Origin of the sequence: Micromonospora psammae (assembly GCF_036902725.1) — a bacterium.
Lineage (GTDB): Bacteria > Actinomycetota > Actinomycetes > Mycobacteriales > Micromonosporaceae > Micromonospora.
Map to the genome: position 1 here is coordinate 465,894 of NZ_JBAKHM010000002.1, position 21,090 is coordinate 486,983.

18 protein-coding genes are annotated in these 21,090 nt (G+C 71.1%); 9 read left to right on the top strand and 9 right to left on the bottom strand.

Annotation, left to right across the window (positions count from 1 at the left end; translation table 11 throughout):
* Window positions 1–47: 47 nt before the first annotated feature.
* On the top strand, window positions 48–1,319 hold the full coding sequence (locus V6U79_RS05520; protein WP_334613733.1) for an ABC transporter substrate-binding protein: 1,272 nt from the start codon (window positions 48–50) through the stop codon (window positions 1,317–1,319).
* A gap of 52 nt (window positions 1,320–1,371) precedes the next feature.
* Here the strand turns inward: V6U79_RS05520 and V6U79_RS05525 are convergent, their stop codons facing one another.
* Complete coding sequence (locus tag V6U79_RS05525) at window positions 1,372–1,824, bottom strand: MaoC family dehydratase (RefSeq protein ID WP_334613735.1); 453 nt, start codon at window positions 1,822–1,824, stop codon at window positions 1,372–1,374.
* Window positions 1,825–1,995: 171 nt separating this feature from the next.
* Between V6U79_RS05525 and V6U79_RS05530 the strand changes: the two genes are divergently transcribed.
* The 3 genes from V6U79_RS05530 to V6U79_RS05540 all read left to right on the top strand — a co-directional run bounded on the left by V6U79_RS05530 (window position 1,996) and on the right by V6U79_RS05540 (window position 4,812).
* Window positions 1,996–2,622 carry a TetR/AcrR family transcriptional regulator gene (locus tag V6U79_RS05530; RefSeq protein WP_334521609.1) on the top strand — a complete coding sequence of 209 codons (627 nt, stop codon included), beginning with the start codon at window positions 1,996–1,998 and terminating at the stop codon, window positions 2,620–2,622.
* Window positions 2,623–2,821: 199 nt separating this feature from the next.
* Window positions 2,822–4,201 (top strand): FAD-dependent oxidoreductase, encoded by a 1,380-nt coding sequence (locus V6U79_RS05535; RefSeq protein ID WP_334613737.1) that lies wholly within the window; start codon window positions 2,822–2,824, stop codon window positions 4,199–4,201.
* Window positions 4,202–4,260: 59 nt separating this feature from the next.
* Window positions 4,261–4,812 (top strand): hypothetical protein, encoded by a 552-nt coding sequence (locus tag V6U79_RS05540; protein ID WP_334613738.1) that lies wholly within the window; start codon window positions 4,261–4,263, stop codon window positions 4,810–4,812.
* Window positions 4,813–4,833: 21 nt separating this feature from the next.
* Here the strand turns inward: V6U79_RS05540 and V6U79_RS05545 are convergent, their stop codons facing one another.
* From V6U79_RS05545 to V6U79_RS05560, 4 genes are read right to left on the bottom strand one after another with little or no spacing between them, the layout of a single operon-like run.
* Window positions 4,834–6,471, bottom strand: coding sequence for a copper resistance CopC/CopD family protein (locus V6U79_RS05545; protein ID WP_334613739.1), 1,638 nt, complete (start codon window positions 6,469–6,471; stop codon window positions 4,834–4,836).
* 32 nt (window positions 6,472–6,503) lie between these two features.
* On the bottom strand, window positions 6,504–6,968 hold the full coding sequence (locus V6U79_RS05550) for a Rieske (2Fe-2S) protein (protein ID WP_334613740.1): 465 nt from the start codon (window positions 6,966–6,968) through the stop codon (window positions 6,504–6,506).
* 23 nt (window positions 6,969–6,991) lie between these two features.
* A complete protein-coding gene (locus V6U79_RS05555; RefSeq protein ID WP_334613741.1) occupies window positions 6,992–7,666 on the bottom strand; it encodes a DUF6529 family protein in 675 nt (224 codons plus the stop codon).
* Entirely contained in the window at window positions 7,666–8,412 is a 747-nt protein-coding gene (locus tag V6U79_RS05560; RefSeq protein ID WP_334613742.1) for a hypothetical protein, read from the bottom strand. Before V6U79_RS05560 ends, V6U79_RS05555 begins: the two co-directional genes overlap by 1 nt.
* A gap of 267 nt (window positions 8,413–8,679) precedes the next feature.
* Between V6U79_RS05560 and V6U79_RS05565 the strand changes: the two genes are divergently transcribed.
* The gene (locus V6U79_RS05565; RefSeq protein WP_334613743.1) at window positions 8,680–9,942 is read left to right on the top strand and encodes an ROK family protein; all 1,263 of its coding nucleotides are present in this window, start codon (window positions 8,680–8,682) and stop codon (window positions 9,940–9,942) included.
* A 45-nt stretch (window positions 9,943–9,987) separates the two neighbouring features.
* Here the strand turns inward: V6U79_RS05565 and V6U79_RS05570 are convergent, their stop codons facing one another.
* Window positions 9,988–11,901, bottom strand: a complete 1,914-nt coding sequence (locus V6U79_RS05570; RefSeq protein WP_334613744.1) for an RICIN domain-containing protein — start codon at window positions 11,899–11,901, stop codon at window positions 9,988–9,990.
* 1,012 nt (window positions 11,902–12,913) lie between these two features.
* Between V6U79_RS05570 and V6U79_RS05575 the strand changes: the two genes are divergently transcribed.
* From V6U79_RS05575 to V6U79_RS05590, 4 genes are all read left to right on the top strand, one after another.
* The gene (locus tag V6U79_RS05575) at window positions 12,914–13,111 is read left to right on the top strand and encodes a hypothetical protein (protein WP_334521575.1); all 198 of its coding nucleotides are present in this window, start codon (window positions 12,914–12,916) and stop codon (window positions 13,109–13,111) included.
* A 127-nt stretch (window positions 13,112–13,238) separates the two neighbouring features.
* Complete coding sequence (locus tag V6U79_RS05580) at window positions 13,239–13,658, top strand: hypothetical protein (protein ID WP_334521572.1); 420 nt, start codon at window positions 13,239–13,241, stop codon at window positions 13,656–13,658.
* A 90-nt stretch (window positions 13,659–13,748) separates the two neighbouring features.
* A complete protein-coding gene (locus V6U79_RS05585; protein ID WP_334521569.1) occupies window positions 13,749–14,633 on the top strand; it encodes an OsmC family protein in 885 nt (294 codons plus the stop codon).
* 144 nt (window positions 14,634–14,777) lie between these two features.
* The gene (locus tag V6U79_RS05590) at window positions 14,778–18,470 is read left to right on the top strand and encodes a patatin-like protein (RefSeq protein ID WP_334613745.1); all 3,693 of its coding nucleotides are present in this window, start codon (window positions 14,778–14,780) and stop codon (window positions 18,468–18,470) included.
* Between the two features lie 194 nt (window positions 18,471–18,664).
* On the opposite strand, the gene V6U79_RS05595 is transcribed toward V6U79_RS05590, so the two are convergent.
* The 3 genes from V6U79_RS05595 to V6U79_RS05605 form a co-directional block, all read right to left on the bottom strand.
* Window positions 18,665–19,246: a dihydrofolate reductase family protein gene (locus V6U79_RS05595; protein ID WP_334521565.1), complete on the bottom strand. Its 582-nt coding sequence runs from the start codon at window positions 19,244–19,246 to the stop codon at window positions 18,665–18,667.
* Between the two features lie 66 nt (window positions 19,247–19,312).
* A complete protein-coding gene (locus V6U79_RS05600; protein WP_334521562.1) occupies window positions 19,313–20,152 on the bottom strand; it encodes a helix-turn-helix domain-containing protein in 840 nt (279 codons plus the stop codon).
* A gap of 174 nt (window positions 20,153–20,326) precedes the next feature.
* Complete coding sequence (locus V6U79_RS05605) at window positions 20,327–21,037, bottom strand: DNA alkylation repair protein (RefSeq protein WP_334521559.1); 711 nt, start codon at window positions 21,035–21,037, stop codon at window positions 20,327–20,329.
* Window positions 21,038–21,090 lie beyond the last annotated feature (53 nt).

Sequence of the window (21,090 nt, forward strand, 5' to 3'; positions counted from 1 at the left end):
CGCCCCGGTTCCATCCGTTCGCACCGTCGCACCGGACAGGAGAACCAATGCATCCCATCACCCGCCGCGGTCTCGCGGCTGCCGCCGTCCTCGCCGTGCTGGTCGCCGCGTCGGCCTGCGCCAACGACGCGCAGCAGGCGGCCGAGAACGTTCCGGGCGTCTCCGACACCGAGGTCGTCATCGGCACCCACCAGCCGCTCACCGGCCCCGCCGCCCCGGGCTACTCGAAGATCTCCGCCGCCACCAAGGCGTACTTCGACCACGTCAACAGCAAGGGCGGGGTCAACGGGAGGAAGATCGTCTACAAGGTGCTGGACGACGGCTACAACCCCGCCAACACCGACAACGTGGTCCGCAAGCTGGTCCTCCAGGACAAGGTCTTCGCCCTGCTCGGCGGGCTCGGCACCCCCACCCACACCAACGTGCTGGAGTTCGTCAAGTCCCAGAAGGTGCCGGACCTCTTCGTCTCCTCCGGCAGCCGCAACTGGAACCAGCCCGACAAGTACCCGACCACCTTCGGGTGGCAGCCCGACTACACCGTCGAGGGCAAGATCCTGGCGACCTTCGTCAAGACGGAGTTTCCCGGGAAGAAGGTGTGCCACTTCGGCCAGAACGACGACTTCGGCCGCGACTCCCTCGTCGGCGTCGAGAAGATCCTCGGACCGGTGGCGGCCAAGCAGACCTACACCACCACCAACCAGCAGGTCGGACCCGCGATCGGGGCGCTGAAGGCGGCCGGGTGCGAGGTGGTGATCTCCGCGACCATCCCCGGCTTCACCGCCCTCGCCATGGGCCAGGCCGCCGGCCAGGGTTTCCGGGCCCAGTGGGTGGTGTCCAACGTGGGCGCCGACTACACCACGCTCGCCCGGCAACTGGGCGACAAGAAGGCCATCCTGGAGGGGTTGATCGCCGACAACTACCTGCCGATGGCGAACGACGCGAGCAACCCGTGGATCCAGGAGTTCACCAAGATCCACCAACAGTACAACGCGGCGAACCCGATCGACGGCAACGCCGTCTACGGCTACTCGATGGCGTACACGTTCGTGCAGGCGCTGCTGGCCGCCGGCAAGGACCTGACCCGGGAGAAGCTGGTCGAGGCGGTGCGCCGGGGCGGCTTCAAGGGGCCCGGCCTGACCCCGTTCCGGTACGCCGACAAGGTGCACGCCGGCTACAGCGGCGTCCGGATGAACCGGGTCACCAACGGCGTGCAGAGCTACTTCGGTCCGACCTGGACCACCGACGACGCCGACGGTGCGGTCAAGGAGTTCACCGAGGCCCCGAGCGCGCCGCCGGCCGACGCCATCCCGACCACCTGACCGCCGTGGGGGAGCGGACCACCCCGTCGGGGGTGGCCCGCTCCGCCGCAGGTCAGAAGTAGAGCCGGGCGAGCGTCCGGGCGACGCAGCACGGCTTGTCGCCACCTTCGCGTTCGAGGGTCACCTCGTTGGCCACCTGGAGGCCGCCCTGGACGGGCTGGACGTCGAGCAGGGTCACCCCGGCCCGGACCCGGCTGCCGGTGGGCAGCGGGGCGGGGAAGCGGACCCGGTCCAGGCCGTAGTTGACGCCCATGCGCACCCCGTCCACCCGGTAGACCTCGGCGCCGAGGGTCGGCAGCAGCGACAGCATCAGGAAGCCGTGCGCCACGGTGCCGCCGAAGGGGCCGCTCCTGGCCCGCTCGGGGTCGACGTGGATCCACTGCCGGTCCCCGGTCGCCTCGGCGAAGGCGTCGACCCGGTCCTGGTCGACCCGGTGCCAGTCGCTGTGTCCGAGGTGCTCGCCGACCGCCTTGGTGAGGTCGTCGGGAGTGGTGAAAACCCGCATCGTCAGTCCTCCGCTGCCGTCCAACTGGTGCACGTAGGGTGCACATTTACGACGTGCGCTGTCAACGGAAGGCGGTGGGCGACCGGCCACGGCCCCTCCGGTGGTGGGCGTCGATACACTGCCGGTGCAGATTTCTCCGGCGGGGCCGGTGTATCGACAGGGGGTCGTCACATGATCGACGTGGACGCCGAGGTGCCGACGCGGATGGACGGGCGGACGGCCCGCGCCGCGCGTACCCGCAGCGCCATCGTCGAGGCGCACCTGGCGCTGATCGACGAGGGCGACCTCCGGCCGACCGGGGAGCGCATCGCCGAACGGGCGGGGGTGTCGCTGCGTACCCTGTGGACCAATTTCAAGGACATGGAGGGGCTGTTCGCCGCCACCGGGCAGCGGGTCGACGAGCGTCAGGCCACGCTGTACCGGCCGATCCCGCCGGAGCTGCCGCTCGCCCGGCGGATCGCGGAGTTCTGCGCCCAGCGCGTACGGCTGCTGGAGGTGCTGGCGCCCTCGGCCCGCGCCTCCGCGCTCCGCGAGCCCTTCTCCCCGCAGCTGCGCCGCAACCGCGAGGCCGCCATCGCCCGGGTACGCGACGAGATTGAGCAGGTCTTCGCCCCGGAGCTGGCCTACGCGGGACCGGGACGCGGGCAGCTGCTCGACGCCCTCACCGTGGCCAGCACCTGGTCGACCTGGTCGATGATGCGCGACGCGATGGGGCTCGACGTCGACACCGCCCGGGACACCCTGGCGCGGACCGTCGGCGCGCTGCTCGTCGACGCCGTCGCCGCCGGCCTGCGCTGACCGGCCACCACCGATCGCGCCGGTGACCGCGGACCGGTCGGTGCTGGTCGACGCCCTCGAAGGGCCGCCGGGGAAGTGGTGGGCCGGCCCGGCGCGAGATGACCGGCCCGCTCGTTGCATGGTGGTAGTGGCTCCACCCGTGCCGGGCCGGCGACGCGGCGGTGCGCCGCGCACCAGGACCGTCTCTTTCGGAGGTCGCGTGTACCAGTCATCCGCCCGGGTCTTCGCCCGGATCGGCGCCACCGGGGGCACCACGGCCCCGTCGGTCGTCCTGGGCCGGGCCGTCGTCCTCGGCGCGAGCGTGGCCGGACTGCTGGCGGCCCGGGTCCTCGCCGAGCACGCCGACAGCGTGCTCATCCTGGACCGCGACGAGCTGGACGCGGGCGCCGGGCACCGCAGCGGGGTGCCGCAGGGCACTCAGATGCACGTCCTGCTCCCGGCGGGCATGCACCAGATCGAGCGGTGGTTCCCGGGCTTCTCCGGCCAGGCCCTGGCCGCCGGGGCCGCCCTGCTCACCGCCGCCACCCGCCGCAGCTACCTGGACGGCCGGCGCAAGGTCGGCGGCTCGGACGTCGACATGATCGCGGCCAGCCGGCCCTTCCTGGAGGAGCTGCTCCGGCGGCGCACGCTGGAGCTGCCCAACGTCACGCTGCGGCGCGCGCGGGTGACCGGCCTGACCTTCGACGGCGCGGCGGTCAGCGGGGTGTGCCACCAGAGCGCCACCGGCCCGGCCGTCGTCTCCGCCGACTTCGTGGTGGACGCCACCGGGCGGTCGAGCCGGCTCGGCGACTGGTTGGAGCAGGGCGGCTGGGAACGTCCGCCGATGCGCCGGATGCTCATCAACCTGCACTACGCGACGGCGACGTTCCGGCGTACCGAAACCGACGCGGTGCCCTCGGCGGTGCTGGCCGGGTGCACCGCGCGGCGCGGCGGCGACATCGCCGGCGCCGCGTTCTCCGCCATCGAGGGCGACCGGTGGATCGTGATGCTCGGCGGCTACGGCGACAGCCGGCCCGGCCGCGACGTGGGCGACCTGCTCCGCCGGTGCCGTGAGGACTTCCCTCCGGAGTTCGCCCGGGTGGTCGACAACGAGCTGCTCGGGCCGGTGCGGACCTACTCCCAGGCCGACAGTCGGCGGCGCGACTTCCACCGCCTCGGGCGGGTGCCGGGCGGGCTGGTGGCCGTGGGTGATGCGGTCTCCTCGTTCAACCCGATCTACGGGCAGGGCATGTCGTCGGCGGCGCTGCACGCCTCGTGCCTCTCGGCGTACCTGCGCTCCGGCGGTGACCCGCGGCGTCCCGCCCGGGACTTCCACGCCCTGCAACGCGTCGTCGTCGACGCCGCCTGGGGGATGTCGACCTCGGCCGACCTGGCCCGGCCCTCGGTGCCCGGCCCCCGGCCCCGGGGGCACCGGATCTCCCGGTGGATCTCCGACCAGATCGTGGCCGCGTCGGTGACCGATCCGACGATCGCCCGCCGCTTCGACGCCGTCGTCGAGATGCGCAGCCACCCGACCTCGCTGGCCCGTCCGGGAACCCTGGCCCGCGCGGTGCGGGTCAACCGGCAGGCGACGCGGTAACGGCGCCCGGCCGGCCGTGGCGGGCCGTGCGCTCCCGGGTCGGCGCGTATCCTCCGGCGGTGCCCCTGACGAACGAAGAGCACGACCAGCTGCTGGAGCTGTACCGCGAGCGGGTCGCCGGCTACGCGGGCGTGGACGACGACTATCCACGACGGTGGCGCGAGTGGTGCGTCCGGCTGCTCGACCTGGGCGGGGAACTGGTCGTACCGCCCGGGCCACCGGAGGCGGACCTCGACCAGCTCATCGCCGCCGCCCGGCCACACGGACCGGCCGCGCGGCAGGTGCCGGGCGAGGAGAACGGCTGCCACGCCAACGCCGCCATCCTCTGGACCGACGCGGCCGTGGCCGCGGTCGGCACCGGCTACGCCCTGTCCGCGGACGGGCTCTGGCGCCAGCACTCCTGGGGTGTCGACGCCGACGGAACGGTGGTGGAGACGACCTTCGAGCGGCAGCGGTACATGGGCCTCACCCTCACCGACATCCCCGCCCTGCAGTTCGCCGCGAGCAACGCCGGTAGGCACGTCGCGGCGGCACTCCGGGCACGAGGCCCGCGCGCCCGCGAGCTGGCCGCCCTGCTGCACACCGCACGCCAGGCGTGGCGGGAAGCCTGATCGGCGACCGGGGAGCGGGGTTCACCGGACCGGCACGGTGGCGGTGACGGTGGCCTGGTCGATCTCGCTGGTCCGGACGGTGAACCGCACCGTCCACTCGCCAGCGACCGGGAAGGTCACCTCCGCGCTGCCGTGATGCGGTTCCGGAGTGTCGACCGGCACCGTGATCGGTTCGATGCCCGCCGACGGCAGTGCCAGGGTGACCGTCCACTCCGCGACCGACAGCGCCTGCGCCTGCGGCGTGTAGACGTAGGCGTGCAGGGAGTTCGGCGCCCCCACCCGCACCGGGTACACGTCGAACTGGAGCGTGTACAGCTCGGTGGTCAGGGTCTGCGCCACGCCGTCGCGGACGGCCCGGGCGGCTTCGGCGCCGGCGGCCCGCCCGGGCGGGGTCTGCACCAGCGCGGCGGTGAGCGCCAGCACCACCGCCGTGGCGGCGAGCTCGACCCCGGCCGCCCGGGAGACCAGGCGGGGCCGCGCCGCCGCGACGCCACGGGCGACGAGGCGGCGCTGCCATCCGGCTACGGCGAGCACGCCCCCGAGCAGCGCCGCCTTGGCGCAGACCAGCAGCCCGTACCGGGTGTCGAGCAGGGCGGCGGGCCGGCCGAGTTCGGTCGCGGCCTGGGCCACCCCGCTGACGACCAGCCAGCACACCGCGACGGTCGCCCACCGCGACCAGATCGGCAGGATCCGCGCGAGCACCCGTTCGTGGGTGCCACGCAGCAGGAACACCACGAGGGCGAGCAGCCCGCCCAGCCAGACCGTCACCCCGGCGAGGTGGACGACCCCGACCGCGACGCTCACCGGCGGCAGGGGCGCGGCCATCGGGTGCCCCGCCAGCGGCCAGGTGACCAACGCGGCCAGCCCGACCCCCGCCAGGGCGGCCCGCCGCCGTCGACCGGCCCGGCCGGCCAGGACCGCGGGCAGCAGCGCCGCGGCGACGCCGAGCAGCGCCAGCCGGGCGGCGAGCGCCACGCCGACGGCGCCCGCGCCGACCGCTCGCAGGTCCGCGCCGGTCAGCGCGCCCACGGGTGCCCCGACCAGCTCCCCGGCCTGTCCCACCCAGGTCCCGGCCGTCGCCACCACCAGCAGACCCAACCCGGTGTACGCCATGACGGCCGCTCCCCGGCGGGACCGGCGTCGGGGCCAGATGGTGGCCGCCAGGAGCACCGGACCGACCGTGACCACCAGCCCCAGGTAACCGAGGTACTTGGCCACCGGCACCAGCGCGTCGCGGGGCGCGTCGTCCGCGTCGGCCCGGGGCTGCGGGGGTGTCGCCGACGGCGCGCCGGCCGAGTAGGTGAAGCTGCCCGCGACCGGGTGTCCGTCGGCGGAGACCACCCGGTAGCTCACCAGGTAGGTGCCCAGTGGCCGTTCGGGCACCCGCACCGGGATCCGCATCGTCGCGCCCTCGACGACGGGTTCACCGGTGTGGACCTGCCTGCCGTCGGGGCCCAGGACCCGTACCCGTCCCGACACGGGGGAGACCCGTTCGGTGAAGGTCACCAGCACCTCGCGCGGCGCGGCGCCGACCACCGCGTCGCGTACCGGGCTGGTGGCGACCAGCACCGCGTGCGCGGCGGCGGGGCGCGCCGGGGCCAGCGGCACGCAGAGCACCGCGAGCAGGAGTCCCAGCAGGACGGCGGTTCGGCTTCGCACGACAGATGGTTCGGACGCGGAGTCCGGAAGGTTCAACCGAGCCGGATGTCGGTGCCGTCGACCGACACGGCGGCGGGGGGCAGCGGCTGCCGGGCCGGCCCGCCCTTGACCGAACCGTCGTCGATGTCGAAGGCGCTGTTGTGGCAGGCGCAGACGATCGCGCCGTCCCGGACCTCGGTGACCGTGCAGCCCTGGTGGGTGCAGGTCGCCGAGAACGCCTTGACGCTGCCCTCCGTGGGCCGGGTCACCACCACGCCCTCGGCGGCGAAGATCTTCCCACCGCCGACCGGGATGTCGGCCACCGTGGCCAGCGTCCGGGGCTGCCCCGCCGCCGGCGTCGCGCCGCCGCCTCCCGCCGAGGGCGGCGGGCCGCCGGCGGCCGGGCCGGCCGGTTCGCCGTAGGTCTGGCAGCCGGCGAGCAGGGCGGTGACGCCCGCGCCGGTCCCGGCCAGCACCGCGCGCCGGGACGGGCAGCGGACGCCGCACTCGTCGGCCATGCCAATTCCTCCGTTTCGTTCCGTCACGTCCCCACCCCGAAGGTGGTGAAGTACCACAGCGACGAGGTCAGCCAGATGCCCGTCAGGGTGGTGAAGACCAGCCCGCCGACGACCGGCAGGACCCAGCCGGCGAGCCCGGGTCGGGGCAGGGCGAGCATCTTGGTGGTGAAGGCGCCGAAGAAGAGGCAGCCGAGCAGCGAGTGGGCCAGGGTCCGCGGGTCGTGGTCGGCGAAGCCGAGCGCGTACAGGCAGTGCACCGCCACCGGCACGGTCAGCAGGAACGCGACCCGGCCGGACCAGCGGTGCACGGTGCCGGCCCAGGACGGCGAGAAGCCGCCGAGCCGGCCCCACATGGCCAGCGCGGAGAGCAGTTGGACCGTGGCGAGGACGGCGGCGCCGCTGCCCAGCCACGCCTTCACCGCCAGCGGACCGGAGAAGCCGGCCAGGTTGACCGCGATCCCGGTCGGGGTGTGCAGCCGCCCGTACACCCCCATCGCCACGGCGACCGCGGCGCCGGCCAGCAGCGGGACCACCAGGCTCGCCGGTGGCGCCGCCACCGCGAAGCGCGGGAACTCGACGGGCGGGGTCCCGGCGGGCGGCCGGTCGGGCAGCACGGTCACCACCGGCACGGTGAGTTCCGGTCCGTCGGCGTCGGCGTCGGGTCTCGTGTCGGTCCCGAACCTCCGGCGGGCCGTCATCACTCACCCGCGCCGGGGTCGGTGACCACCGGCTCGGCCGTGACGGTCGTCCCGTCGACGATGGTGGTGCCGAACGCGGGGTCGAGCGGTGGCGCCGCCGCCGGGACGCCGTCTCGGGTGACGACGCCGATCTGCCCACCGTCGGGCAGCATGATCCAGCCGCCGTCCAGGCCGGCTCGGCGCTGCGCGGCGGTGGCCCGGTAGAGCACCGGGGCGGGCCCGGCGCTCGCCCTGGCCGTGAAGCTCCACCGCTTGTCGCCGACGACCAGCTCCCCGGAGGCCGTCCCGTTGGCGAGGTCGCCGGTGAGGGTGGCGTCCTTCTTGCCGGTCAGCTTCAACGTGCCATCCGTCGCGGTGCCCCGCAGCCAGATCTCCAGCCGTCTGCCGTCGCACACGTACGCCACGGCCTGGCCGTCCTTGGCGGTGATGGCGATGGTGGCGCCGCCGTCGAGCCGGCCGGTCCAGTTCCCGGTCACCTTAGCCGGGGCGGGCGCCGTGGACGGCGGGGCGGGCGCTGTGGTCGGCGGGGTACCCGCCCGTCCCCGCTCCTGCGACGGCTCGGCGGGGGTGGGCGGTTGGCCGGAGCCGGCACCCGGTGGGGCCGGGTCGGCAGTGGTGGGCGCGGCGGCGTCGGCCGCCGGCTTCGGTGCGGCCGTACGCGGCGCCGCCTGGGCGCTCATCGCGAACAGCACGGCGGCCGTCCCGGCCCCGGTCAGCAGCGTGAGCAACGGGGTGATGCGCTTCATGAGCAGCTCCCTTCTCCCGGTCGTACGGCGCGCGGGCTCCGGTCGTTCAATTCCGGGCGACATCGGTGTGACTTTCGCCGGCGGGCGCGGTGCGCCGGTCCGGGCTCCGGGCCGCCGTCGACCCGATGCGGCCGCGCCCCGCCGGTCCTGTCGGCGGTCGCCCACCCACCGTCATGCCAAGGCTTGATTCATGGCATAAATCGTGGTGTTGATGCATCCTGGGTGGGGCCGCCGGCCGGTGGCGCCCAGGAGAGGACGGCGGCGGACATGGACGCCAGACGCACCACCGTGCGCGACATGCGCCGCGCGAACCGTTCGGTGCTGCTCACCCGGATCTGGTTGGACGGCCCGCTCAGCCGGCACGAGCTCGGGCAGACCACCGCGTTGAGCCTGGCCAGCGTAAGCAACCTGGTCGGCGAGATGATCGGCGAGGGGATCGTCGAGGAGGCCGGCTCGGTCGAGTCCGACGGCGGACGCCCCCGGGTGCTGCTGCGCGTCGCCCCCGGCTACGGCTACCTCGTCGGCGCCGACGTGGGCGAGACGCGGGTGCAGGTCGAGCTCTTCGACCTGGCGATGACCGCGCTGGCCAAGGCCGAGTACCCGATCGCCGCGGCCGAGCCCGACCCCGACGACGTGGCGGCGCATCTGCTGCACGGGCTGCGGGCGGTCATCGAGCAGGCCGGCGTGGACCCGGGCGCGGTGCTGGGCTTCGGTGTGGCGGTCTCCGGCACGGTGGAACGGACCGCCGACGCGGTCGTGCACGCCCAGACCCTCGGCTGGGAGGGGGTGCCGCTGGGGGCCATGCTGCGGGCCGGGACCGACGTCCCGGTGCACGTCGACAACGGCGCGAAGACCCTCGGCCAGGCCGAGATGTGGTTCGGCGCCGGCCGGGGCGCCCGGCACGCGGTCATCGCCCTGGTCGGCTCCGGGATCGGGGCCAGCGTGGTCGCCGACGGGGTGGGCTACCGGGGCGCGCACAGCAGCGCCGGCGAGTGGGGCCACACCACCATCGTGTACGGCGGACGCCGCTGTCGCTGCGGCAACCTCGGCTGCCTCGAGGCGTACGTCGGCGCGGAGGGGGTGCTGGACCGGTTCCGGCAGGCCAACCGGGGGCGCCCGGCGGTCGGCGGCGACGAGGAGAGCGCCTTCGGTGAGTTGCTGCGCTCCCCGACCCGCACGGCGGCGAAGGTGCTCGACGAGACCGTGGGCTACCTCGGCGCCGGCGTGGCGACGCTGGTCAACCTCTTCAACCCGGAGCGGGTGGTGCTCGGCGGGTGGGCCGGTCTGGCGCTGGGGGAGCGGTTCCTGCCGCAGATCCGCGAGGCCACCGCGCGGCACGCGCTGCGCCAGCCGTACGCGCAGACCTCGATCGAGCTGTGTCAGCTCGGACCCGACGCGGTCGCGATGGGCGCGGCCACCCTGCCGATGGCCCGGCTGCTGCGCCAGGGCGGCGTGCCGCGCGGCGCCGTGGCCCGGGTGACCACGACGGTGCCGCCGCCGGCGCGCCGTCCCCGGTCGCGGGCCCGCTGACCCGCCGCGCCGGGCCGGCGGCGTGCGCCGCCGGCCCGGCTTCGGTCACGCCGGCAGGGTCCACTTCTGGTTGGCGCCGCCGGTGCACGACCAGATCTGCAGCTTGGTGCCGTCGGTCGAGGTGTTGCCGGTGACGTCGAGGCACTTGTTCGCCTGCGGGTTCACCAGGTCCCGGCCGGTGGTCCAGGTCCACCGCTGGGCGGGGCTGCCGTTGCAGGTCCAGAGCTGGACCCTCGTGCCGTCGGTGGTGCCGCCACCGGCGACGTCCAGGCACTTGCCCAACGCGCGGAGGGTGCCGTCGGTGGCGCGGGTCCACTGCTGGTTGGGGCCGACGTAGCAGGTCCAGATCTGCGCCGGGGTGCCGTCGGTGGTGTTGCCGTCGGTCACGTCGAGGCACTTGCCGCCCAGACCGGTGACCGCGCCGGTCGGCGCGCCGCCGCCGGACGGGGTGCCGGCCCAGGTGAAGGTGGCGGTGGTGCGCGCCGGCAGCGTGTAGGTGAAGGACTGGTTGCCCCAGACGACCTTGACCGACTGCGCCGAGGTGCCGCCGTTGTGGGCGATCAGCGCCTTGGTGCCGTCCGGGTTGCGCCAGGCGACGTTCTGCACGGTGCCGTTGGCGGTGGAGGCGATCCGGTACGCCCCGGGCCGGACGAACTTGGTGAGGTGCCCGGTGGTGTAGTACTCCACGGTGTAGTCGACCTGGCCGGCGCGGGCGCCGCCCTCCTGCACGCTGATCAGGCCGGTGCAGACGTCGCAGCCGCCGTTGTGCGGGCCCAGGTACTGGTTGAGCGCGAGGCTCCACTTGACCAGGCTGCGGCTCCAGTTCCGGGCGTAGCCGACGATGTCGGCCATGTCCTCGTTGTGCTGGTTGCCGATCCAGGTGCCGCCGGAGTGTTCGGTGCTGAACTGCGGCACGGCGGGGTAGTCGTTGTGGACCTGGGTGCCGACGGCCGGGTCGCCCCAGTAGCCGTGCCAGGCGATGCCGCCGAAGAGCGGGTCGGTGCGGACGGCGGCGTCGGCCAACAGCCCGGAGCCGATGGTGGCGTAGTCGCCGTAGTTCCAGTCGTGCACCATGACCTTGGTGGTGATCCCGGCGGCCCGGAAGGCGGGGTAGACGAAGTTCTTCGTCAGCTCGGCCAGGCCGGAGGAGTTCCAGCTCATGCCGGGATAGTTCATGGCGGTGGGATTGCCGGCCTGGCAGCAGTTCGGCTCGTTCTGCACCGAGAGGTAGTCGACCTTCACGCCGCGGGCCGCGTACGCCTGGATGGTCTTGACGAGGTACTGCGCGTAGGTGGCGTAGTGCTCGTACTTCAGCCAGCCCATCTGGTCCATCCGGCCGTTGTCCTTCATCCAGCCGGGGGCGCTCCACGGCACCACCTTGACCCGCAGTGCCGGGTTGAGCTGCCGGGCCTGCGCGGTGAGCAGTTCGACGTCGGTGTTGTAGCCGTTGGCGCCGAAGTCGCTCAGGTCGCAGCAGGTGTCGTCGAGGGAGACGTTGCCGGGCCGGGACAGGTCAGAGGCCCCGACCGGGTTGCGCACGAACGACAGCCCGATGCCGTCGGTCGGGCTGAACAGCCGGCGCATCACCTCGTCGCGGGTGGCGGCGCTGACCGGCCCGCCGCGCAGCAGGTAGGCGGTGGTGTCGGTGATCGAGGCGCCGCCGCCCTCGAACTGCTGGTAGCGGGTGTTTTCGTCGACGGTGACGGTGTGGGCGGCGCCGGCGGAGGTGGCGGCGAAGCTGATCGGGCTCTGCTGTTGCAGTCCCCGGGTGACGGTGCGGCCGCCGGCGTCGGAGGTGGTGGTGAGCCAGACGCTGACGCTCTCCCCGGCGGCCTGGGCCGGCGGTGCTGGGAGGGCGACGGTGCCGGCGGTCAGGCAGAGCGCCAGGGCGGCGGCTGCCGTCGCGCGGCCGGTGGTGGGGGCGGGGTACGGGCGATGTTGCCCTGAATCGACGACCATAACTGAGAAAACACCGATCGCGGTCTTGTGTCAAGACGTGAAAAAACTCCTAGGGCGCGGAGCTCTACGAGTGCTGGTTCGTCAGAGGCCGGGCCCACCATGCACGGCGCAACCCAGTGTTGTGCGGGTCCCCGGCTCAGCCGGGAGCCGGCACGCCCCACCACTCGCATACCGGGGTCCACCCACACTTGGCGGTGATCGACATGCCAGACAGGCGTTGGCCCCGCGCAAGCTGCGCGGGCGGCCGGAAAGTGGTCGTCACATGGCGCGTACCGACGTTCACCGACCCGAGCGAGTCCAGCAGCGACCCGCAGACCGTCGCTGGTTTACCGACATCCATGAACCCGGCTGCGGCCCCTGCGACCTTGACGAGTTCCTCGCCTCGCCCGATCGGAGCCGCACTCGCTGCTACCGGCAGCCGTCGACTCAGGCTCCGAACCTTCGCGGCTGTCAGCTCTGCACCTTCCAGTCGCACCGCAAGCTCGCCCGCCGGCAGGAGCGCGTCGCCTGGCGTTCGGTCCGTCGGCAGCGCTACTCGCCGAGCACCGCGGCGGCGAGCGCGACCTCGACGTGCCCCCGAGCCGCGGAAGGCTTGGTAGCAGAGGAGTGGCAAGCGGCACCAGGCCGCAGGTGTGATGGTCCGTTCCCTGTCCGGCCCGAAGGCGGACAAGCGCCCGTGGGTCGCCCGCGCTCGTTCGCCACCCCGGCCGGCCCTCGCGGGAACCCGTTGACCTCGCCAGACCACACAGAAATTGCTGACATTGCTTCCGCTTGGTGTACCAGCGTCAGCCCATGGTGACCCGCGACTGCTTCCCAAGCAGGCGCACTCGCCCGCTCCGCCCTCTCAGCCCGACGGCATCTGCTCAGCCTGGAGTCGGCATCAAACGATGCGATTGATCGACGTTAGGCGACGTGAATGATCCAAACGGTTGGCCCAAACTCGAAGTTCAATGGATATGGTCTCTTCGCAATCTATTCGCCGCAGGTGCCTTGAGCCCACAAGGAGCGTCATATGAGCGACGAATCCGACAAGGTGGATGGCCAGCGCAAAGCAATCCGTGAACACATCGAGAAGTACAAGCGCTTCAAGGTGCCCTACGAGCAGCAAACGGCACGTAAGACGATTGAACTGGCCCAGCGGGAGATCAGCAATCTGAGGAGGCGCAAGCCGAGCATCAAGGAATCATGGGAGGACAGCTGGCGCCCGTGATGGGTGATCGCGGCGTGCCGGCCGTCGCTCAGTCAGGCTGCGCCGGGCAGGTCCATCCGTCGACACGACCGTTACCGGGTTTGAGACCGGGACGTTGCACGCGCCCACTGGGGAAAACGACAAGGGGATGAGCAAGATGGGGATTTTCAGCAAGAAGAGAAGTGCCGCGATCAGCGCAGGCGAGATCGGCACCTTCACCTCACCCCATTCCCTCGCCGATACGCTGGCGGTGGCCTATGCAGGAATTGCCTCCCAACTGAGCGTCGCCGAGCGCGAGGTCCAGGCGCCGGGGATCGCCGCGTCCATCTATCTCAGCCGCCTGGACGCAACAGGTCTCACCGTGACGGCAGGTAACAAGATCGAGACCTACTTCCAGTTCCGCGTCGATCTGCAAACACACGGCAACGGCTGCAAGGGCCACGCCTCCTACGACCGGCCCATGTCAGAGATCAACAGATGGATGGGTAACGCGATCAAGCTATCGTTCGGCCTGCGGAGCGCAGTGACCGAATGCAGCATGCAGGTCGAGGATTGGCGGACCGGCTGACGGCAGGGCTTCCACCGGGGTCCGCGGCTTTGCTTTTGCTCTGGTGCGGCGCCCTCCTTGAGGTCGGCATCCAGGTGCGGGGGGCAGCGCGTGGGTGAGGCTCCCAAGGGTGCGGCGCTACGCGAGGTCCGCGAAGAGACCGGTCTGACGGGCTTCACCGTCGTCCGCACGCTGGGTGAGGTCGAGTACGACATCAGCCCGCTCCGGTTCGTGATTTGCCGTCGTCACGTCTTCCAGTTGGCGCTGCACGGGTGGGCGCCCGATCGGTGGGCGAGCCAGGAAGACCACGACGGTGAGCGGGAGCCGACCCGTTTCGAGCGTTTCTGGATACCTTTGGATGCCACGCGCATCCGCGGAGTTCGATCTCCTGCAATGGCGGACCTGCTGGTGTCCGGCGGGGACGGCCAGGGGAGTGCGTCGAAGATCGCTTATGTTCGCAACCTCGTTCAGGCTGATATGGCGGTCACTCCTGCGGTGAGGATCGGCCGGGCCGGTGGCTCGGGCCCAGGAGGCATGGGTAGCGTCCGTGGCATGCCTGAAGACACCTTCCGCTCGGTGGAGATCGAGCGCACCAGTGTGGGGAAGTACGTCGTGCGGAATGTCCGCGGCGGATCGATGTCGATGGGAACGGGCGAGGACGGCAGCTTCACGCCGGTGGAACTGCTTCTGGCTGCCATCGGTGGCTGCACTGCGGTAGACGTGGACCACATCACCAGCCGGCGCGCCGAGCCGACCCAGTTCTCCGTCGAAGTCACTGGCGACAAGATCCGTGACGAGACCGGAGGGAATCGGATGCAGAACCTCAGGGTCGAGTTCACCGTGACGTTCCCGGCGGGGGCGGACGGCGACAAGGCGCGCGAGGCGCTGCCCCGGTCGCTGCAGCAGTCGCACGATCGACTCTGCACCGTCTCCCGTACCGTCGAACTGGGCACTCCCGTCTCGATCGTCGAGGCTGCCGGTCCCGACGGGGACTGAGCGGTACGTCGAGCGGACGGTGCCCGTGGCGCGGTACAGGCTTTTCGCGTCGATCGGCTCTGCGCCACCGCCCGCCCGTGCCACTATCGGAGCAGAAGGGGCATAAGGGCAGGTGACACGCGCGCCGGACGGGACGGGGTGGTCGTGGACTCAGAGAGGCCAGGGTCACTGATCGGAGCCGCTGCGGAGGACAGCCAGCCGCGCCGCATACTGCGCATCGCGCTCGCCCTGCGTGGCGGGGTGAGTCTCGCCGTGTGGATCGGCGGCGCGATGAGCGAGATAGATGTCCTGCGCCGGGTCCGGCTCGAAGACGACGGCAGGGCGACGCTGCGCCGCCCGGAGTGGACAGGCACGCGTCCCGGCCAGACGAAACGGGCTGAGATCTACGGCGACCTGCTCAGGCTCGCCGGCTACCACCAGGTCGACGTCGACATCCTGGCCGGCGCCAGCGCCGGCGGCCTGAACGCCGTCATCTACGGGGTGGCGCAGAGCGTCGGCGCCACGATGGACAGCATGGAGGCGGTCTGGCGTGACGCTGCTGGCATATGGAAAATGCTGCGCCCTACCCTGCCCACCGGGCGCGTGCCGTCACTGCTCAGCGGCGATCTGTACTTCTACCAGGAGATCCGCAAAGAGTTGAGCAGCCTCGTCCGGCGTGGTGATCCGGACGTGGCGGCCGAGGAGGTGACCATCGACCTTTCGGCGACCCTCCTGGCGGATGAGGGCGTGGTCGAGCGGGCGCTGCGGGAGGGACGGGCCCAGTTCCATTTCGTACGCCGGCAGGCCCCCCTCGAATCGGGTTTCACCGACCTCCCCGGGCCGTCGGACGTGACCGACAACGCAGGCGAGCTTCCGCCGCCCGTGCAGTTCCAACTCGACCGGCTGGCACTGGCCGGACGCTCGACGTCGTCCTTTCCGGGCGCGTTCGAGCCCGCTTCCATCCACGCCGTCGCCGGCCGCTCCACCGCATACGCCGAAGGGACGGACGCCACGAACGTTCCGGAGATGTCGGGAACATTCTCGGGCACCCGGCCCGCCGGCACCCCACTGCACGGGCCGGGGGCCCGCCCGTTCCACGTCATCGACGGCGGCGTATTCGACAACATACCGATCGACCGTGCGTTACGGGCCATCAACATCGCCCGGTCGTCCGCACCAACCGAGCGACGGCTCATCTACCTCGATCCGGATCCACCGACGCCGGTAGCGGCGCACACTCGAGGCTCGGACTACCGCAGCGCGCTGCACTGGTTGAGAACCATCACCCGGGCCATCGCCATGAAACAACGGTCGGAGACGGTAGACGACGAGCTCGGCCTCATCCGGGAACACAACGACCGGGCGTTGGCGGCGCGCGGCCGACAGGAGGCCCTGGCACGGCAGCTCAGCCGGACCGAGAGGCTGACCGACGCTCAGCTCGATGACAAGGCCTACGCCACCTACCGGCTCGCCACCGACACCCCACGACTCACGCTACTGCTCACCCGGCCGGCCCAGGCCACCATCGGTCGTACGCCGTTGGCCGGCCCGTATGAGGTGCTCGGCGAGCCCGAAGCCCTCACCGTCGAGAACATGCTGGCCACGGCCTACTACGACCGCGACGTGTGTCCCCGACTGTCGTGCGACATCCACGCGGTCAACGACACGGCCACCCTCCTCATCGCCTGGATACGGGAACTGGAGGCCAAGCAACTCCGCTCCGAGCTCCCCGAGCCACGGGACGTCTCCCGGCTCAAACGTCCCCTCTACCGGCTGCTGCGCATCGCCGTCCGGATACGCGATCTGGCCGATGCCGAATTCCTGCGCGACTTTCGGGGCCCGACCCGGCAGCGATCCGAGCCGCCCGACCTCGCCACCGCCGTCCGCCGCAGCCTGAACTACCAACACGCGTTGGCCCCCTTGGGTGAGCGCCTCACGGAAGCCCTCGACGTCAACACGAGCGTGGACGAGATCGACTTCTACCGGCGGCTCGCGGAGCGCTACCCCGTCCGGGGCGTGGTCATCGATTCGCCGGAGAGCACCGCTGACTGGCGGCTACTGAACGACCTGTGGTGCTGCCTGGAGAACATACGCAGGGAAATCCAGGAGCGCGGTGCTGCGATAGCCGACGCAAGATACCGCAGCGGCGTGAGCCCGGCTGAACAAAAGCACTGGGACGATTCCCTCTTCCACGTGCTGCACCACAGCCCGCTGCAGTTCGTCGAGATCACGAAGCTCCACACCGTTTTCGCGGCCGCCGGGGGCGTCCCCGGCACCACCTCGACCATCCGCTACCACCAGGTGACCGGAAACCAACCGACACCATTCGAAGCACTGTTCACCAAGCTCGTCCGAGCGGAGCGGGAAACCCGACTCCTGGCTCGCCTGCACAAGAGTCCTGTCGATCCCACCACCCCGCTGCTCAGCTCCAAATCCAAACTCGCCGGCAACACCGCCCGCAACTTCGGCGGCTTCATCGCAAGTCGCTGGCGGACGAATGACTGGGCCTGGGGACAACTCGACGCGACCGGCGGCCTGGTCGACATGCTGCTGAACGACGCGAACCTGCGTAACAACTTCGAAGCGCTGCAACAGGCGTGGAACCGCTACGTGGAGAAATTGCCGCCAGAGCTGTCCCTCAGCGAGTGGCAGGGAATGCTGACCCCCGTGTACGCCACCGTCCCGCCGCGTCCGGTCAAGGACGCACCGGTCTCCCGGCAGCAGCTCGACTGCCTGAAGCGGGGCGCGCAGGCGTGGTTGCAGTACTGGCTGCTCACCGACTCGGACACGGCGGACGGTGTGGCGACCCCAACCGCGCGCCAGCGGGCCGAAAGCTTCGTAGCCGGCAGCGAAACCGTCAGGGACCTACGCCCCGCCTACCGATTCGGCCTGGCCAGCCGCCTGACCCAGCTGCTCTACCGTGCGTTCTGGCCGTCGACGTGGACCTGGTACACCGCCATGGTGCGAGTCCTCATGCTCGCCGGACGGCCGCTGTGGGTGCTCCTGCCGCTCGCCGCCGATCCACTGCGCGCCACCGCGACCGCCGTCCTGCTGCTCCTGGCCGCCGCCGTGACCGGCCCGGACGCGGACGGAACTTCCCGGTCCGGATTCACGCCAACTTCCGTCGCCGCAGTGACGGCCCTGGCCGTCGCCGCCATCATGTGCGGCTGGCAGCTCTCGGCCTGGCTGGCGTGGCATCGACTCCGACATCAGGCCCGCCAGTGGGGGGAAGACTGGGCAGCGTCCGCCGAGCGGCTGTGGCGAAGAGCCCGCCTCCGGGCGTGTATCGGCTGGGCGATGAGCGTGGCGTTCGCCGTGCTGGGCTTCTGGCTCCTCCGCGCTCCCCGTTCCGAAAGTGGAGCGCGTATCGGCCCCGGCCTCGCCTCCTGGCCGGAGACCATCGCGTGCTCGGCCGCTCTCATCGCCATCGCGGTCGTCGTGTCGAAGTGGCCGTTGAGCGTCAGGGGTCCGCGCAGGAAACGAGTGCCCGCCCGCATGCTCGGCTGGCTCCTGGTGGCGATCGGGCTTGCGCTCACCGTTTCGCCCCGCCTCCGCCGCTTGTGCGTCACGGCGATCGAGGACCTGCCAATCCTCGGAACCGACGATCCCGCCGTCGGATTGCTGCTGCTCGTCGGCGCATTGTCCGGGCTTCTGCTACTGGGCTGGTCGCACAAGTGGTGGACGCTGGGGGCGGTCCTGGCCACTGCGGTCGCCGTAACGACAGTCGCAGAAGTTGCCGCTCACCGCCACCCAGAGATGCCGCCAGCCCAGTCGCTCGGCATCGCGCTCCTGGGTTGGGTGATCGCCATGGCGCTCGTCACCGCGGTTCTACCGACCCGGAAAGAAATGGTCGAATAGGAATCGCCGAACATGGTGGGCAATTCCATGTTCACCGTGGCGCTCGGAAAGTGGATCTTCCCAGTTGAGGGGGTGATCGCTGGCTGGATGTTGGCTGGCGCGTCGGTCCCGGGGCAGCGATGCGCAAACGCAGCCGGAGGCCGATCTTGTGTCACCGTTCGCAGTGAACTTCTTCGCGTACCCGGCCAGATCGGTCATCGGCGCACCTGATAGCGCAGGTGAAGCACCCGGTTGCCCTGAATCACCACGTCAGGATCCTCCAACAGGTGCTGCGCGTGGACCGACCCGAAGTAGCGCTTGCCGGACCCGAACACGACGGGTACGACGTCCATGCGCACCTCGTCGACCAGGCCCGCGGCAAGCACCTGGCCACCGACCTCGCCAGCGGCGACCTCGACCATGCGGCCACCCGCAAGTTCCTGCGCCTTGGCCACGGCTGCCTCGACGCCGTCGACGAAGTGAAACGGCGCCTCGGGGTCCCAGCCCTCGGGCTCCGGCCGGTGCGTCACGACGACCACGTGGTCGATCCCGCTCGGAGGCTTCCCGCCCCAGCCGTCCGTCATGTCGAAGACGTGGCGGCCGACGATTGTCGCCCCGATCTGGTCCCAGTACGGCCGGATGTAGTCGTAAGACGTCTGCGACACCTTCAACTCTCCGCTCTCGTCCAACGGGACGTCACCGCTGGACAACCAGTCGAACAGCGGTCCGGGCTGGTCATTCTCGTCCGCGACGAAGCCGTCCACCGACACCGAGCTGTACATGACCACTTTGCCCACGGGGCTCTCCTCTGCTTTGGGATGCCCCCATATTGGCGTGTCGTGAGCTGTCGCTCTTGTAAGAAATCAATCGGCCGGCAGCGGCCAGCTGTCCAGCGCGTGGCCGGGATGCTCGCGCAGGAACCGCCGCCGGACTTCGACGTACCGGGTCGGCGTGAGCCCGGTGAACGCCCGGAACTCGTGGCCGAAGTGGGCCTGGTCGAAGTAGCCTGCGCGACCGGCGAGGTCGCCCCAGTCGATCGGTTCGGCGGGGTTGATCGCGAACACGGTGGCGGCGAAGCGGTAGGTGCGGGCCAGCCGCTTCGGCGTGACGCCGATGAGCTCCTTGAACCGCTGTGCCAGATGAGTGCTGCTGACACCGGCTGCCACCCTCAGGTCGCCGATCGCCACCGCCCCGCTGGTCGCCGCGATGACGCTGCTCGTATGGCGGACCAGTCCCAGGCCGGCGGTCTCGCACAGCCGTCGTGTCAGCTCTTCCTCGAGCAGCGTCAGCATCTCGTGCGGTCCGTCCGCCGTGGCCAGCCGGTCTCGCAGCTCGGCGATGGCGGGCCGGCCCCACACCTGCTCTACCGTCACCGGCCGGTCACACAGCTCGGCCGCGGGCATCGGCAGGAACGGCGCCAGCCCCCACGGCTTGAAGTGCACGCCGACGGACCGGGTCCGGAGTGGGTAGCCGAACTCCAACGCGCGGGTGGGCATGGTGACCACGCAGCCGTCGGCGTACTCGGCCGGCTCGATGTCGGTGCCGGCGCGGATGCGGAACGGCGCCCCGAGGTTGACGATGAGCAACGCTGCCGGCATCGGCGGCAGCGTCAGCCGGGCGTACGGCGACGCACCCTCCAGGTAGTAAAGGTCGTCGATCAGCCCGTCCAGCGGCGGTCGCGGCACTCTGGATACGTACTCCACGCCCACAGCATCGCCGACGCCCCGCCGGCATCGCCCTCGGCTTCCGCAACCTCACCCACTACATCGCCAGGGCACTCCTCGAAACCGGCGGATTCAGACCCCAACTACACCCCGCTTTGTGAAGAGCCCGGAGAGTCACCACAACGAGCCCACCAGCTGGCGGACATCGATCATCTAGGCCACGCCGGACAGGTACTCCCTGCGTCGCTGCGGTTCGAACTTCTCGATCGCGTACCGCAGCATGACCCGTGGCATGACCCGGTAACGTCGAGCCAGAAACTCCTCCTCCGCGGCTCTGTCCCGGTTACCCACCTCGCGCAGCATCCAGCCCACCGCCTTCTGAACGAGGTCGTGCGGGTCGCGCAGGAGCCGTTCACTGAGCCGGAAGGTCCAATGGAAGTCACCGGCCCTGATGAAGGCGAAAGTCGCCATGATGGCGATGCGCCGGTCCCACACCAGGCTCGACTCGGCCAACCGGTCCAGGACGCTCCGGTCCTTGTCGACCAGCCAGGGGCCGACGATGTACGGCGCGGATGAGTCCACCAGGTCCCAGTTGTTGATGCGGTCGGTGTTGGCCAGGACGATGCCGAAGATCTTTCCCCGTTCCTCCTCGTCTGCCTTGGTGAACTTTCGCACCAGGATGAACAGCGACGTCAGCCTCTCCTCGTGCACGCTGCTGGTCAGCAGCTTCGCCGTTTCCGGCAGGGAGAGGTCGCGCCAGTACCGGGCGGCCACCCTGCGCTGTTCCGGCACCGGGACACCAATGGCCGTGTCGCCCTCGCCATACCCGCCTGGAGTCATCTGCAGAAACCGGCTCGATGCCGCTGCCCGCTGCGGGTCGGCGAGGCTGGCGAGTTCGTGACGCACGTCGGCGATCGTGGCCATGACTGTGCAACCTACCCCGACCGCCGACCTACCGGCATGCCGCCGACCGGCTG